We start from the raw sequence: 13259 nt of genomic DNA, 5'->3' as shown, positions 1-13259 counted from the left end.
CAAGCCCCGGCAAGGCGGCGATCGAGAAACGGGAGGACGTCATGCGCGCTGTGATCCGGCGGAACAAGCAACTGGTCTGCGACGAGATCGCCGAGCTGAAGCCCGATCAAGGCCAGGTGCTAGTGCGCACTCTCGCCTGCGGAATCTGCGGCTCCGACCTGCACGCGCTGCATCACATGGAGCACATGATCGACCTGACCCGCCGCGCCGGCGGCATGGGCGATGGCTTCGACCCGACCGCCGACACCGTGTTCGGTCACGAGTTCTGCGCCGAGATTCTCGAGCATGGCCCGGGCACGACGGGCGCGCTGAAGGCCGGCACGCGGGTCGTCTCGATCCCGGCCACCCTGACCCCGGTCGGCGGCGTCGAGATGCTCGGCTTTTCGAACAACCTGCCCGGCGGCTTCGCGGAGCGGATGATCCTATCCGAAGCCCTGCTGCTGCCGGTCCCTAACGGCCTGCCCACCGACAAGGCAGCGCTCACCGAGCCCTTCGCCGTCGGCGCGCACGCCGTCGCCAAGGCCCGCCTCGATCCCAACAGCGTCGCCCTGGTGGTCGGCTGCGGGCCAGTCGGCCTGGCGGTCATCGCCGGCCTGAAGGCCAAGGGGCATGGCCCGGTCATCGCCGCCGACTTCTCGCCCCGCCGCCGCGCGGCCGCCGAGATGCTGGGCGCCGACGTCGTCATCGACCCGGCGGTAGAAAGCCCGCACGCCCGCTGGGAAGGCTTCGGCGTTCCCACCGCCCGCGCCGCCCAGAACATGGTCCGCATGATGGGCGGCAGCTTCGGCCGCCCCGTGGTGTTCGAGTGCGTCGGCTCGCCCGGCGTGCTGCAGAGCCTGATCGAGGCCTCGCCCGCCGGCTCGCAAATCGTCGTCGCCGGCGTCTGCATGGAGAGCGACCGCATCGAGCCGGCCATCGCCATCACCAAGGAGATCGAGCTGACCTTCGTGTTCGGCTATTCGCCCGAGGAGTTCGCCGCGACTCTGCATGACATCGCCGAAGGTCGGATCGACGTCAGCAACGTCGTCACCGGCACGGTCGGCCTCGACGGCGTCGCCCAAGCCTTCAAGGATCTCGGCGATCCCGAGGCCCATGTGAAAATCCTGGTCCAGCCCTAGAGCTTCATCGGGCTGACATAGCCGGTCAGCTCCAGATAGCCGCGCCCATCCTGGCTTCGCACGGCCCCTTCCCAGTAGACGGGGCCGCCGGAGGCGCGGCTGTCCAGCTCCTGGTCATCGAACAACGGCTTGAGCGTCCAGCGTCTGGCCCCGCCGGGCGTTTGCACGGTGAGCGTCCGCTCGATCGGATAGACCGCGCCAGTGCGCGGCGAGCGCCAGTTCCGCTGCGTCGTGAACCGCACCTGCGAGGGCGCGAACCGCACCGTGCGGCCATCGGCGCCCCGCAGCGATCCGCCGGACCACAACGCCTTGCCGGCCGCGTCGCGCACCTGAAACGCCATCAGCGCCCCGCCGTCGTCGAGGTTCAGGCCGACCCAGTCCCAGCCGACGGCCGACGGATCGAGCAAGGTCGACGACCATTCGCGGTCCAGCCAGGCCGTGCCTGTGACCTTTACCGCCTTGCCGCCGCGCCGCACCGTTCCGGACGCCTTCAGCTGCGGCAGGCTGTAGTAGTAGCTCGCCTGGCTCGCCAGCGGCCCCTTGCGGCTGAACCCGGCTTCGCCCTGCAGCAGCACCGACTGGGTCGGGGTGAAGGTCAGGTCGAGCGTGAAGCCCTCGCCGGCCGCCTTGGTCGCAAAGCGCCCATCAGCGCCGCGTCGCAGCCGCCAGTCGTCGATCACCAGGTCCGTGTCGCCTACCTGCGCTTCCGCCAGCCCGAACCCGGCCCTGGCGATGCGCTGGCCGTGCATCAGCTTACCGACGGCCGGGTCGGAGATCGCCGCATGGGCGAACAAGATCTGCCGCGGGGCGAAGGCGCTGGGATTGTCGCTCGCGCCCGGCGGCCGCGAGCGGAAGAAGGTCACTTGAAATCCGAGGTCCTCGCCGCTCTCCGTCTTCAGCCAACCCGTCACGTACCACCACTCGGTCCGGAATCCTGGATGCGCGCCATGATCGCTGGGGAACTTCAGGACGAGGCCTGGCCGCACGACCGAGTAGCCCGGCGCCTGGGCGAGCGCGGGCGCGGCCCAGGCGACCAGCAGCGCCAGCCATGCGAGCAGCATGCGCCGCATCACCAGTCCTCCCGCACGGCGCGCACCGCGTCCGCCGACACCGCTCGTCGACCCGCCAGCAGCGCCGTGCCGGCCGCCGAGGCGACAAGCGCGGCCGCAACGCCGGCGAGCAGCCCCCATGGCAATCGCGTCTCCATCGTCCAGTGGAACGACTGGGGGTTCACCACATGGATCAGCACCTGACTCATGATCAGCCCCAGCCCGATCCCCGCCAGTCCCCCGACCGCGCCCAGCAGCGCGCCCTCGGTCGCCAGCATGGCGATGATCTGGCGACGGGTGACGCCCAGGTGCCGCAACATCCCGAACTCCTTGGTCCGCGCCAGGGTCTGGGCCGAGACCGTCGCCGCCACCCCCGCCAGGCCGACCACGATCGCGATCGCCTCCAGGGCGTAGGTGACCGCGAAGCTGCGGTCGAACAGCCGCAGAGCCATGTCGCGCAGGGCCCGGGGCTCGGCCACGGTGACGCGACCGGCCAGGCGCTGCGGGACATTGGCCTCCAACCGCGCGGCCACCGCCTTGCGATCGGCGCCGGGCGCAAGCGTGACCGAGGCCTCGCTGCGCGAGCGATCGCCGGTCAGCGCCGTGTAGTCATGGCTCTCCAGCGTCACGGCCCCGTGCTGCCGGGCATAGTCGCGCCAGACGCCGGTCACGAAAAACCCCTGCGGCGGCGCGCCAGCGATCGGCAGCCCGATGCGCTGACCGACTTTCCAGCCATAGAGCCAGGCCGCCGGCTCCGAGACATAGAGGGGGATCGTCCCCGCCGGGGCGGCCTCCGTGCGACCGATCATCGGCGGCGCGCCGGCGTCCAGGCCGCCCTCAGGCCGCGCGATCAACGCCAGCGGCGGCGCGTCCGCGCTCATCCGCAAGGTCGTGGTGCGCATGAACGCGATTCGGGCGACCCCTGGGGTGGCCGCCAGCCGCGCCTGGTCCTGCGGATCGAACCCTCCGCCCGTCCCGGCCGCCTCGATCCGCAGGTAGAGGTCGGCCGGCAGCACTTGCGCCAGCCAGTCCTCGACTGAACCTCGGAAGCTGGAAACCATCACCGCCATCGCCACCATCAGGCTGGTGCTGGCCACCACGCCGCAGAGCGCCACCGCGGCCTGCGACGGCGCCCCCCAGAGCCGCTTGACCGCAAGCTCCGGCGCGATGCTCCCGAACGATCGGCCCTTCAGACCCCACAGCAGCCCCCGCGCCAGCCACGGCATCGCCGCCACGCCGCCCGCCAGCAACAGCGCCATTGAGGCATAGCCGAGCAGCGGCACGCCGCCGATCGCCGGCCCGAAGGCGGCCCCGGCGCCTGCCGAGAGCAGCAGGATCGACGGCCAGATCGCAGGCGTCGCCCGCGGATCTACCGCGTCGCCAGCGTTCTTGAGCGCCACCGCCGGCTGGGCGCGGGCCGCTTCGTGCGCCGGCGCCAGGCTGCCGACGATCGCCGTCGCCAGGCCGAGCGCCAGGAACAGCAGGGCCGGCCCGGGAGAGAATGCGAGTTGCGGCGTGGCCTCCCCAAAATAGCCGCCGCCGAGATCACCGCCGAGCAAGGCCAGCGCGCCGTTCGCGAGCGCGACGCCGAGCCCGATCCCGACCACGCCTCCGGCCAGGCCGACGACGACGCCCTCGGCCATCACCTGGGCGAGTAGGGCCCGGCGGCGCACGCCCAGCACCCGCAACAGGGCGAACTGCGGGCGCCGCCGGGCGACCGAGAGCGACTGCGCCGAGTAGACAAGAAAGCCGCCGGTCAGCAGCGCCATCAGCGCCAGCACATCCAGATTGACGCGATATGCCCGACTGAGGCTGTCGCTGCGCCGCGCCTCGCTGGCCTGGGTGAGCAGTTGGGCGTCATTCGGCAGCACCGCCCGCAGGCGCTCGGCTACGCGGGCCACGTCCGCGCCGCGGGCGAGCTTGAGGTCGAGCCGCTGCAGCCGGCCGAGGGCGCCCAGCTTCCACTGCGCGGCGGCGATGTCGAGCACCGCCACCTTCCGCTCGTCTCCCACGCCTGGAAGCGCGCCCGCGACCTTGAACACCGCGCTCCGCCCGCCGGCGCTGAGCTCAATCTCCTGGCCGACCGCCCGGCCCTGCAGCGCTGCCGGCGAAAGGAAGACCGCCCGTTCGTCGAAGGCCGCCTCCATGGTCGGGCCGCGCGCCTCGCTCGCCTCGGCCGCCAACGGCCGGCCGATCAGGCTCGGAGTGACATAAGCGGCGCGCAGAACATCCAGGCCGAGGACCGTGAGCGTCTCGCCCGGCCGGTCCGTCCCGGCCTCCAACTCGACGACCGGGCTCACCGCCGCGACATCGTCTATCCGAGAGAGTTCAGGATAGAGCCCCTCGGCGAAGCCGCGCGCCGTCGTCGAGCGCACCTGCAGTTCGGCCTCGCCATTGACGGCGCTGACCGCCTTTGAGAATTCGCTGAGCGCCGAGGCGTTGACGAGGTGCACCGCCAGGCCCAACGCGACGCCGACGGCGATGGCGACCGCGGCGGTGACCACCCGCATCGGATGGGCCCGCCACTCGCCCAGGATCATCCAGCGGGCGGCCAGCCCCCGCTGCTCAGGCGCGCGGGCGTTCGACAAGGCCGTCCCGTCCCAGGATGAGCGTGCGGTCGGCCGCCGCGGCCGCGACCTCGGAATGAGTGACCAGCACCACGGCGGCGCCGGACCGCCGCACCTCCTCGGAGAACACCTGCAACACCCGGTTGGCGGTCTCCGGATCGAGATTGCCGGTCGGCTCGTCGGCCAGCAGCAGGCCTGGCCGATGTATCAGGGCGCGGGCGATCGCCACGCGCTGCATTTCACCGCCCGACAGCTGGCGCGGATAGTCGCCGCCGCGACCGGCCAGCCCTACGGCCGCCAGCATCCGATCAGCATGCTCCAAGGCGCGATCACCGCCCTGCCCCTGCAGCGCCAGCGGCAGGGCCACGTTCTGGCCCAGGGTCAGGTGCGGCAGGATATGGAACGCCTGGAAGACAAAGCCGACGCGGTCCCGCCGCAGCAGGGTGCGGGCGTCGTCGTCCAGACCGGCCAGGTCCACGCCGTCGATGGCGATGACGCCTGCATCGGCCTGGTCGAGGCCGGCGATCAGGTTCAGCAGAGTCGACTTGCCGACCCCGGACTCGCCCATGATCGCCACGAACTCGCCGGCCGCCAGGCGCAGGTTCAGCCCCTCGAACAGCACACGGCCGCCGGGAACCGACTTGGCGAGATCCGAAATCTGCAGAACGGGCGCGGTCATCGGCCTCATCCTAGCCTGAACCGCGCCCTCTGCAGCTAGGACGGTTTGGGCGGCGGCGGCGGCGGCAAGCGGCGCTGGGCCAAAGCCGTGCACGACGCGACGCCGATCGGGCCGCTCTCGTCGTAGACCCGGGCGTCGCCTACGGCCACGCCGTCATCGGCGCCGTGATAGACGCTCTCGAAGCCCACCCACTCGGTGTCCGGCAGTTTGTGCAGATAGAGCGTCACGTCCGAGTTGATATAGCCTAGGCCCTGGTCGCCGACGTGGGTCAGCGGGCTGACGAAGTCGCAGGCCACCGCCACGCGCTGGAACGGGGTCAGCGGCTCGCCCTCGACGATGTCGCGCACTTCGCTCATCCAGGTGCGGCGCTGCTCGGCGGTGGCGAAGCCGCCGCTGATCGGCCGCGAGGCCCACATGCCGCCCATGCCGCCGCGGTTCTCGGGCTCAGGGATTTCCAGCGGCGACGGGACGCTCCAGTTGCCGGGCTTCCAGACGTTGCCTTCCGAATTCTCGGTCCGCTTCAGGAACTGGCAGGTGGCGCGCGCCATGCTGACGCCGCCCGAGATGAACTCGGCGTCGATCACACGTATGCGGCCGCTCTCACGCACCACCTTGGTGGTGACCTCGATTGGATCGAAGCCCGGCAGCTTGTACATGTCGACGGTCAGGCGGGCGGGGATGAATTCCGCATCGCCATGCTTCTGCTCGAGCACGAAGCCGAGAAGACCAATGATGACCCGTCCATGGAGAGAGTTGGGATTCCAGGGACCGCGGCCGGCGGGGGTTGGGACGAAATATTGACCGTCCCGTTTGAAAAAGGGTTCGTTCGTCATGGCGCGGGACCATGACGGATTCCCGTTGGGCGGCCTAGGTTGCGGGCGAGATTGGAACGCCTTGCCCGCCCGGGCGCCTTCCAGCGAAAATCCTTCCAGCGCCGCGCATTTGCGCGCCGCAAACGGACTGCCCTAAGCTCGGCCGTGGCACGATCACTTCGAGAGGCGGTTCCTAGATGCGTATCCAATTCCTTGGAAAACTGGCGGCCGGCGCCATCTTGGGCGGCATGACCGCGTTTCCCGCCGCCGCCCTGCCCGATCCAAGCGATCCGTACGTCTACATGGAGGAGATCGAGGGCGCCCGCGCCATGGCCTTCGCCAAGGCCGAGAACGAGCGCTCGCTGCCGCAGCTTCAGAACGATCCGCGCTACGCCAAGCTCTATGAGGACGCCCTGGCCATCGCGACGGCCAAGGACCGGATCACCCCCGTCGGCTTCGCCGGCGACGCCACGCTCCGCAACTTCTGGCAGGATGCCGAACACGTCCGCGGCGTGCTGCGTTCGACCACCCTCGACAGCTACCGGACCGGCCAGCCGGAGTGGCGCACCATCCTGGACATCGACGCCCTGGCCAAGGCCGAGGGCAAGAACTGGGTCTATAAGGGCGCCGACTGCCTGGCGCCCGATGACCGCCTTTGCCTGATCTCCCTGTCCGACGGCGGCAAGGACGCCGTCGAAGTCCGCGAGTTCGACATCCAGACCGGTACGTTCGTGAAGGGCGGTTTCCTGCTGCCCGAGGGCAAGCACCGCGTGAGCTGGGTCGACGCCGACACCCTGGCCGTCGCCACCGAATGGACCAAGGGCGAGGTCACGACCTCCGGCTATCCCTATGTCATCAAGCTGCTGAAGCGCGGCCAGGCGCTGGCCGACGCCCGCGAGGTGTTTCGCGGCACGTCCGACGACGGCGGTTACGGCGTTAGCCCGATCGCGCTGCGCGACGCCGACGGCAAGCTTCAGGCCCTGATCGCCCACCGTCCGCTCGACACCTTCAACGCCGAGCATCACCTGATCGGCCAAGGCGGCGCGACCCGTCTGCCGCTGCCTCTGCGCTCATCGATCCAGGGCTTGCTGGACGGTCAGATGCTGCTGACGCTGGAAGAGGCCTGGGCCGCGCAATCGGGCCGCTCGGGCGACGTCATGGCCCTCGACCTCGCGGCCCTCAAGACCGACGCCGCAAACGCCAAGGCGACGCTGGTCCTACGTCCGACCGACAGCCAATCGGTCGAGCAGGTGGCCACGACCCGCAACCGTCTGGTCGTCGCGCTCTACGACAACGTCAAAGGCGGCGTGCTCAGCTTCCGCCACGACGCCAAGGGCTGGACCTCGACCAAGCTCGACCTCCCCGCCGACGTCTCGGTCGGCATCGCATCGGCGTCCGACCGGGACGACCGGTTGATCCTTCAGGTCGCGGGCTTCCTCACGCCATCCACCCAGCTGCTTGCGGACGCCGCCAGCGGATCGCGCGAAACCCTCCGCACGCTGCCGGCCCGCTTCGACGCCTCCAAACAGGTGGTCGAGCAGCACTGGGCCGCCTCGAAGGACGGGACCAAGGTCCCCTACTTCCTGGTGCGGGCGAAGGACATGAAGCTCGACGGCCGCACGCCCACCCTGCTCTATGCCTACGGCGGCTTCCAGGTCTCGCAGACGCCCAGCTACGCGGCCACCGTCGGCAAACTCTGGCTGGAGCGCGGCGGCGCCTATGCGATCGCCAATATCCGCGGCGGCGGCGAGTTCGGACCGCGCTGGCACGAGGCCGGCCTGAAGCTCAACCGCCAGCGGGTCTATGACGACTTCTTCGCCGTCTCCGAGGACCTGATCGCCCGCAAGGTCACCAGCCCGGCCAAGCTCGGCATCATGGGCGGCTCGAACGGCGGACTGCTTATGGGCGTGGCCCTGACCCAACGGCCGGAGCTCTACAAGGCCGTCGTCATCCAGGTGCCGCTGTTCGACATGATCGGCTACACCCACATCGGGGCCGGCGCTTCGTGGGTCGGGGAATACGGCGACCCGGCCAATCCGGAAGAGCGCAAGGTGATCGACACCTACTCGCCCTATCAGAAGCTGGCTAAGGGCCAGCCCTATCCGCGGGTGTTCCTTGAAACCTCGACCAAGGACGACCGCGTGCATCCGGCCCACGCCCGCAAGGCCGCCGCCCGGCTCAAGGAGCTCGGCTACGACTACCTCTACTACGAGAACATCGACGGCGGTCACGCCGCCGCCGCCAACCTCAACGAGACCGCCAAGCGCCAGGCGCTCGAATACACCTATCTCAGCCAGCAGCTAATGGACTGAAGGCCGCCGAAGTTCCCCCCTTGTTCTTCACCCGAGATTGCGCAGCATGCAGTCTGTGGTGACCAGGTGAGGCGGTGAATGGAGACGGTCGAGGCAGCGGCCTGGAAGAAGACGACCTGGCCCGACGGTAGCGTCGAAATTCGCTACCGTGACTTCAATCCAAACCGACGAGGGCGGTTGGGCCGACTTCGCTCTCCTATGGCGGGGATAGTCGTCTTTATCGCAGTGCTATCCAGCTTCGCCGGGGTGCGTGTGTATGGCCTTGTCGGTGGCCTTTCCTACCCAGCCCTTACCTGCGCACTCGCCTATCTGGTCTCAATTCTGGATGACTGTTTGAACGACGCGCCTATGAAACTGCGCCTCTTACCTCAGCGCCTCGAAGTCGGCCGGTGGCGCACTAGATCAATCCGCTACGACGAAATCCGCCATCTCATGATTCAGAACGTCGTCAGTTGCGGCGGCAATGGCTTTATCGATTTCGGGCAGGCGCCGCCCGTTCCCCTTCCCTGGGAGGACTCCGAAGTCAGGTACTGGGCTTGCGTCTTCGCGCGGGTGGGCAACAGTGATCAGTTCGTCACGGGATACGTGCCTCGTCCACTTGCCTCACTTTTGGCCGGGGAGATCGTCCGCGCCTCGCAGCGGAAATTGCGGATCCGACGGTAAAGCCTCCCGCATCCGGGCCTCCACCGCTCGAGCCTCCACCTGCTCACCACATTCGGAACAGGTCATCACCGGCTGGAAATCACAGCCGCAGGCCTTGTGCCGCCGCAGGATGGGTGGACCGCGCCCATCGTCGTAGTGCCGGTCGCCCCAGCTGACGATCGCCAGGATCACCGGATAGAGTTCCAGGCCCTTCGTGGTCAGCCGGTACTCGTGCCGCACCGGACGGTCCTGATAGGCCGTTTTGGCCAGCACGCCCTCATCGGTCAGCACCTTCAGCCGGTCGGCGATGATGGTGCGTGAAATGCCCAGGCGTTCCTGGAACGCTTCGAACCGCCGCACGCCCAGGAAGCAGTCGCGCAGGATCAGCAGCGTCCAGCGGTCGCCGATCACCGCCACGGACCGCGCCACAGAGCACGGCTCCCGGCTCAGCTCGTCCCATTTCATCGCCGGCTCCATCCGCCATTGACCAAGTCCAGAATCGATACCATGGTCCGTCCAGAAAATAAACTGATGGGGGACGAGCCATGGCGGCCTGTCTGGTGGTCGGCGCCGGCGACGGCGTCGGCGGAGCGATAGCCCGCGCCTTCGCGGCCGAGGGCATGGAGGTCTGCATCACGCGGCGGGCCCGCAATCTGCAGCAGTTGGAGGAGCTCGCCCAATCGATCCGCGACGGCGGCGGCAAGGCCCGCGCCTATGGCGTCGACGCCCGCTCCGAAGAGGAAATGATCGCCCTCGTGGACAAGATCGAGGCCGAGGTCGGTCCGCTGGAGGTCGTCGTCTTCAACATCGGCGCGAACGTCCGCTTCAGCCTTACCGACACGACTTCGCGCGTCTTCCACAAGGTCTGGGAGATGGCCTGCTTCGCCGGCTTCCTGACCGGACGGGAGGCGGCCCGGGTGATGCTGCCCCGCGGCCGCGGCACGATCCTCTTCACCGGGGCCTCGGCCTCGCTGCGCGGACGCCAGGGCTTCTCCGCCTTCGCCGCCGCCAAGCATGGCCTGCGGGCCCTGGCCCAGTCGGCCGCCCGCGAGCTCGGGCCACAGGGAATCCACGTCGCCCACGTCGTGGTCGACGGCTCCATCGACGGGGTCTTCTCCCGCGCCAACATCCCCGACCTGGAAGCTCGGCTGGAGGGCGACAGCATCCTCAAGCCCGATGAGATCGCCAGGAACTATGTCTGGCTGCACAAGCAACAACGCTCGGCCTGGACGCACGAACTGGATCTGCGCCCGTGGACCGAGACCTGGTGAGGAACGCCCCATGACCAAGACCGTCGAGTTCATCTTCGACTTTGGTAGTCCGAACGCCTACCTGGCCTACACGGTGTTGCAGGACATCGCCCGGCGCACCGGGGCGCAGGTGGTGCTGACGCCCTGTCTCCTGGGCGGGATCTTCAAGATCACCGGCAACCAGGCGCCGATGACCGCCTTTGGAGACGTTCAGGGCAAACTCGCTTACGAGGCGCTTGAGACCAAACGCTTCGTGGCCAGGCACAAGCTCGACCGCTACCAGTTCAATCCGCACTTCCCGGTCAACACCCTGTTGATCATGCGCGGTCTGGTGGCGGCGCGTCGGCTGGGAGTCGAACAAACCTATCTCGACACGGTCATGGCCGCGATGTGGGAGCGCGGCCTGAAGATGGACGACCCGCAGGTTGTGGCCGCTGCGCTGGCCGAGGCGGGTCTCGACGCCAAGGCGATCCTCGAGGCGACCCAGGACCCTGACGTGAAGGCCGAACTGATGGCCAACACCGAGCAGGCGGCGGCCCGCGGCGCCTTCGGAATTCCCACCTTCTTCGTCGGCGACGAGATGTTCTTCGGCAAGGAGCGGCTGGATCAGGTCGAGGAGGAGTTGGCGGCCTAGCGCCGCCGGCTCGAACCGGTCTAACACTCTCGTTTGGGGGAGCTGGAGCCGGCGATGGACGTGGACTCGACAGGCGGGGCGGTGACGGGCGCGGTGCTGACCGCCGCCATCGAGAAGCCGGCCGGCAAGGCCGGCGAGTACAGCCATCATTGCGACGACTGCGGCGCCGACGTCAGCGGCCGCTTTTGTTCGAACTGCGGCCAGCCGGCCCACACCCACCGCACCCTGCTGCACCTGGGCGAAGAGATCCTGCACGGGGTGATGCACTTCGACAGCCGGATCTGGCGAACCCTGCCGCTGCTGATCGCCAATCCCGGCCGTCTGACCCGCGAATGGGTGCTCGGCAAGCGGACACGCTATGTCTCGCCGCTGGCGATGTATCTCTTCACCGTGTTCGTGATGTTCATGATCCTGAGCTTCATGCCGGTGAACACGCAGATCCAGGCGGCCGAAACCGCCGTGCGCGACGCCGCCAGCGGTCCGGCCTCCACCGGCACGACCTACATGATGGCCACCAACGCGGTCGTGCAGGCCGAGGTCGCGCTGGAGAACGCCTCTAAGGGCGACGACCCCGCCTCGACAGCGACCCGCGCCGAACTCCAGGCGCGGCTGGCCAAGGCCCGGGAAGCTGAAAAGGCCGCGGATGCAGCAATGGAGAAGTCGCCGACTGCGCCCAACGTCGCGGTCATGGGCGCTAGCCTGGCCGACACCCTGCGGGAGGCCGTCGCCAACGGCGACCTCAAGGTCAACACCGGCGACAAGCACCTCGACAAGAAACTGACGAAGAAGCTGCAGAACCCGGAGCTGACGCTCTACAAGCTACAGCAGACCTTCTACAAATTCTCGTTCCTGCTGATCCCGATCTCGATCCCCTTCGTGGCCCTGCTCTTCCTCTGGAAGCGCGGCTTCACGCTCTACGACCACGGGGTCTTCGTACTCTACTCGCTGACCTTCATGGCCATGCTGATCATGCTCACCGCCGGGCTCATGCGCTTCGGCGGCGCGCTGGCTGCGCTCGCCCTGCTCGCGGCCACGGTGGCCGCGCCCGTGCACATGTTCGCCCAGGTCAAGGGAGCCTATGGCCTGTCGACGCTCTCGGCGCTCTGGCGCACGGCCATGCTGCTGCTGTTCTGCGGCCTGGCGCTGTCGCTGTTCCTCACCGCCGTCGTGATGCTCGGCGTGGCCGGCTAGCGGAGCCTTAGAAGAACTGCGCCAGGTTACGGCGCACGCGGTCCAGCACCGGCTCGTCGCTTTCGTCGATCTCGAAGGTTTGGCCGGTGATGGTCTCGAACGCCTGGATGTAGACGGCCGCCGTATCGACGAGCATCTGGGCCGGGATTTCCGGGATTGGATCCTTGTACGGATCGCAACGCTCGGCCACCCAGGCGCGCACGAAGTCCTTGTCGAAACTGTCGGGCCGCTTGCCCTCGGCGAAGCGTTGCTGGTAGCTCTCGGCGAACCAGTAGCGGCTGGAATCCGGCGTATGAATCTCGTCGGCCAGGATGATCTGGCCCTCGGCGTCGACGCCGAATTCGTACTTGGTGTCGACCAGGATCAGGCCGCGCTCGGCGGCGATCTGCTGGCCGCGCGCGAACAGGGCCAGGGCGTACTTCGAAAGCGTGTTCCACTGCTCGGCCGTCAGCAGCCCCTGCGCGACGATCTGCACCGGCGTCAGCGGCTCGTCGTGGCCACCGTCGAACGCCTTTGAGGTCGGGGTGATGATCGGGTGCGGCAGCTTCTGATTGTCGGCCATGCCGTCCGGCAGGCGGTGGCCGTACATCTCCCGCTCGCCCTTCTTGTAGAGCGTCAGGATCGAGGTTCCGGTGGTTCCAGCCAGATAGTCCCGCACCACGATCTCGACCGGCAGGATGTCCAGCCGACGGCCGACCACCACGTTCGGGTCGGGATAGGCCAGCACATGGTTCGGGCAGATGTCGGCGGTCTTCTCGAACCAGAAGCGCGCCGTCTGGGTCAGGACCTGTCCCTTGAACGGGATCGCCGCCAGGATGCGGTCGAAGGCGCTGATCCGGTCGCTGGCGATGATGATCCGCCGGCCGTCCGGCAGGTCGTAGTTGTCCCGCACCTTCCCGTAATAGGGGTTCGGCAGCTCGGGAATGATCGCGTCGCGCAGAACGCGGTGAGCGTTGCGAGCCAGAGCCGTCTTGTCCATGGGGGTGATCCGCGTCCTAGAGCTTG

General features: G+C 68.4%; 12 protein-coding genes. 6 read left to right on the top strand and 6 right to left on the bottom strand.

Annotation, left to right across the window (positions count from 1 at the left end; translation table 11 throughout):
* Nucleotides 1–41 precede the first annotated feature (41 nt).
* Nucleotides 42–1118: a zinc-binding dehydrogenase gene (locus O4N75_RS11670; protein WP_269625723.1), complete on the top strand. Its 1077-nt coding sequence runs from the start codon at nucleotides 42–44 to the stop codon at nucleotides 1116–1118.
* Here the strand turns inward: O4N75_RS11670 and O4N75_RS11665 are convergent.
* The 4 genes from O4N75_RS11665 to O4N75_RS11650 are packed head-to-tail and all read right to left on the bottom strand — an operon-like array spanning nucleotide 1115 to nucleotide 6126.
* Nucleotides 1115–2188 (bottom strand): carotenoid 1,2-hydratase, encoded by a 1074-nt coding sequence (locus O4N75_RS11665; RefSeq protein WP_269625722.1) that lies wholly within the window; start codon nucleotides 2186–2188, stop codon nucleotides 1115–1117. The genes O4N75_RS11670 and O4N75_RS11665 overlap by 4 nt on opposite strands.
* Nucleotides 2188–4755 carry an ABC transporter permease gene (locus O4N75_RS11660; RefSeq protein ID WP_269625721.1) on the bottom strand — a complete coding sequence of 856 codons (2568 nt, stop codon included), beginning with the start codon at nucleotides 4753–4755 and terminating at the stop codon, nucleotides 2188–2190. Before O4N75_RS11660 ends, O4N75_RS11665 begins: the two co-directional genes overlap by 1 nt.
* Nucleotides 4733–5413, bottom strand: coding sequence for an ABC transporter ATP-binding protein (locus tag O4N75_RS11655; protein ID WP_269625720.1), 681 nt, complete (start codon nucleotides 5411–5413; stop codon nucleotides 4733–4735). The genes O4N75_RS11660 and O4N75_RS11655 overlap by 23 nt, the downstream gene beginning before the upstream one ends.
* A 35-nt stretch (nucleotides 5414–5448) precedes the next feature.
* Entirely contained in the window at nucleotides 5449–6126 is a 678-nt protein-coding gene (locus O4N75_RS11650; RefSeq protein ID WP_348649495.1) for a hypothetical protein, read from the bottom strand.
* A gap of 296 nt (nucleotides 6127–6422) precedes the next feature.
* On the opposite strand from O4N75_RS11650, the gene O4N75_RS11645 reads away from it, so the two are divergent.
* Together O4N75_RS11645 and O4N75_RS11640 are read left to right on the top strand one after the other, a co-directional pair.
* Complete coding sequence (locus O4N75_RS11645) at nucleotides 6423–8537, top strand: prolyl oligopeptidase family serine peptidase (RefSeq protein ID WP_269625717.1); 2115 nt, start codon at nucleotides 6423–6425, stop codon at nucleotides 8535–8537.
* Between the two features lie 78 nt (nucleotides 8538–8615).
* Nucleotides 8616–9200 carry a hypothetical protein gene (locus O4N75_RS11640; protein WP_269625716.1) on the top strand — a complete coding sequence of 195 codons (585 nt, stop codon included), beginning with the start codon at nucleotides 8616–8618 and terminating at the stop codon, nucleotides 9198–9200.
* Here O4N75_RS11640 and O4N75_RS11635 read toward each other — a convergent pair.
* Nucleotides 9141–9644 (bottom strand): helix-turn-helix domain-containing protein, encoded by a 504-nt coding sequence (locus O4N75_RS11635; RefSeq protein WP_269625715.1) that lies wholly within the window; start codon nucleotides 9642–9644, stop codon nucleotides 9141–9143. The two genes, O4N75_RS11640 and O4N75_RS11635, sit on opposite strands and share 60 nt — an antisense overlap.
* 80 nt (nucleotides 9645–9724) lie before the next feature.
* Here O4N75_RS11635 and O4N75_RS11630 point away from each other — a divergent pair, with 80 nt between their 5' ends.
* From O4N75_RS11630 to O4N75_RS11620, 3 genes are read left to right on the top strand one after another with little or no spacing between them, the layout of a single operon-like run.
* A complete protein-coding gene (locus O4N75_RS11630; protein WP_269625714.1) occupies nucleotides 9725–10450 on the top strand; it encodes an SDR family NAD(P)-dependent oxidoreductase in 726 nt (241 codons plus the stop codon).
* Between the two features lie 10 nt (nucleotides 10451–10460).
* Complete coding sequence (locus tag O4N75_RS11625) at nucleotides 10461–11063, top strand: 2-hydroxychromene-2-carboxylate isomerase (protein WP_269625713.1); 603 nt, start codon at nucleotides 10461–10463, stop codon at nucleotides 11061–11063.
* Between the two features lie 54 nt (nucleotides 11064–11117).
* The gene (locus O4N75_RS11620; RefSeq protein ID WP_269625712.1) at nucleotides 11118–12254 is read left to right on the top strand and encodes a DUF3667 domain-containing protein; all 1137 of its coding nucleotides are present in this window, start codon (nucleotides 11118–11120) and stop codon (nucleotides 12252–12254) included.
* 7 nt (nucleotides 12255–12261) lie between these two features.
* Here the strand turns inward: O4N75_RS11620 and O4N75_RS11615 are convergent, their stop codons facing one another.
* Nucleotides 12262–13233: a phosphoribosylaminoimidazolesuccinocarboxamide synthase gene (locus tag O4N75_RS11615; RefSeq protein WP_269625711.1), complete on the bottom strand. Its 972-nt coding sequence runs from the start codon at nucleotides 13231–13233 to the stop codon at nucleotides 12262–12264.
* Between the last annotated feature and the right edge of the window lie 26 nt (nucleotides 13234–13259).

The sequence above is a fragment of the Phenylobacterium sp. NIBR 498073 genome, from assembly GCF_027286305.1.
Taxonomy (GTDB): Bacteria; Pseudomonadota; Alphaproteobacteria; order Caulobacterales; family Caulobacteraceae; genus Phenylobacterium.
This window is presented reverse-complemented; position numbering and strand designations above follow the sequence as displayed.

Bases quoted from the DNA above. Each gene is read 5' to 3' on its own strand.
- O4N75_RS11645 (WP_269625717.1), top strand. From the start codon at position 6,423: ATGCGTATCCAATTCCTTGGAAAACTGGCGGCCGGCGCCATCTTGGGC.
- O4N75_RS11655 (WP_269625720.1), bottom strand. From the start codon at position 5,413: ATGACCGCGCCCGTTCTGCAGATTTCGGATCTCGCCAAGTCGGTTCCC.
- O4N75_RS11625 (WP_269625713.1), top strand. From the start codon at position 10,461: ATGACCAAGACCGTCGAGTTCATCTTCGACTTTGGTAGTCCGAACGCC.
- O4N75_RS11640 (WP_269625716.1), top strand. From the start codon at position 8,616: ATGGAGACGGTCGAGGCAGCGGCCTGGAAGAAGACGACCTGGCCCGAC.
- O4N75_RS11670 (WP_269625723.1), top strand. From the start codon at position 42: ATGCGCGCTGTGATCCGGCGGAACAAGCAACTGGTCTGCGACGAGATC.
- O4N75_RS11615 (WP_269625711.1), bottom strand. From the start codon at position 13,233: ATGGACAAGACGGCTCTGGCTCGCAACGCTCACCGCGTTCTGCGCGAC.
- O4N75_RS11620 (WP_269625712.1), top strand. From the start codon at position 11,118: ATGGACGTGGACTCGACAGGCGGGGCGGTGACGGGCGCGGTGCTGACC.
- O4N75_RS11665 (WP_269625722.1), bottom strand. From the start codon at position 2,188: ATGCGGCGCATGCTGCTCGCATGGCTGGCGCTGCTGGTCGCCTGGGCC.
- O4N75_RS11635 (WP_269625715.1), bottom strand. From the start codon at position 9,644: ATGAAATGGGACGAGCTGAGCCGGGAGCCGTGCTCTGTGGCGCGGTCC.
- O4N75_RS11630 (WP_269625714.1), top strand. From the start codon at position 9,725: ATGGCGGCCTGTCTGGTGGTCGGCGCCGGCGACGGCGTCGGCGGAGCG.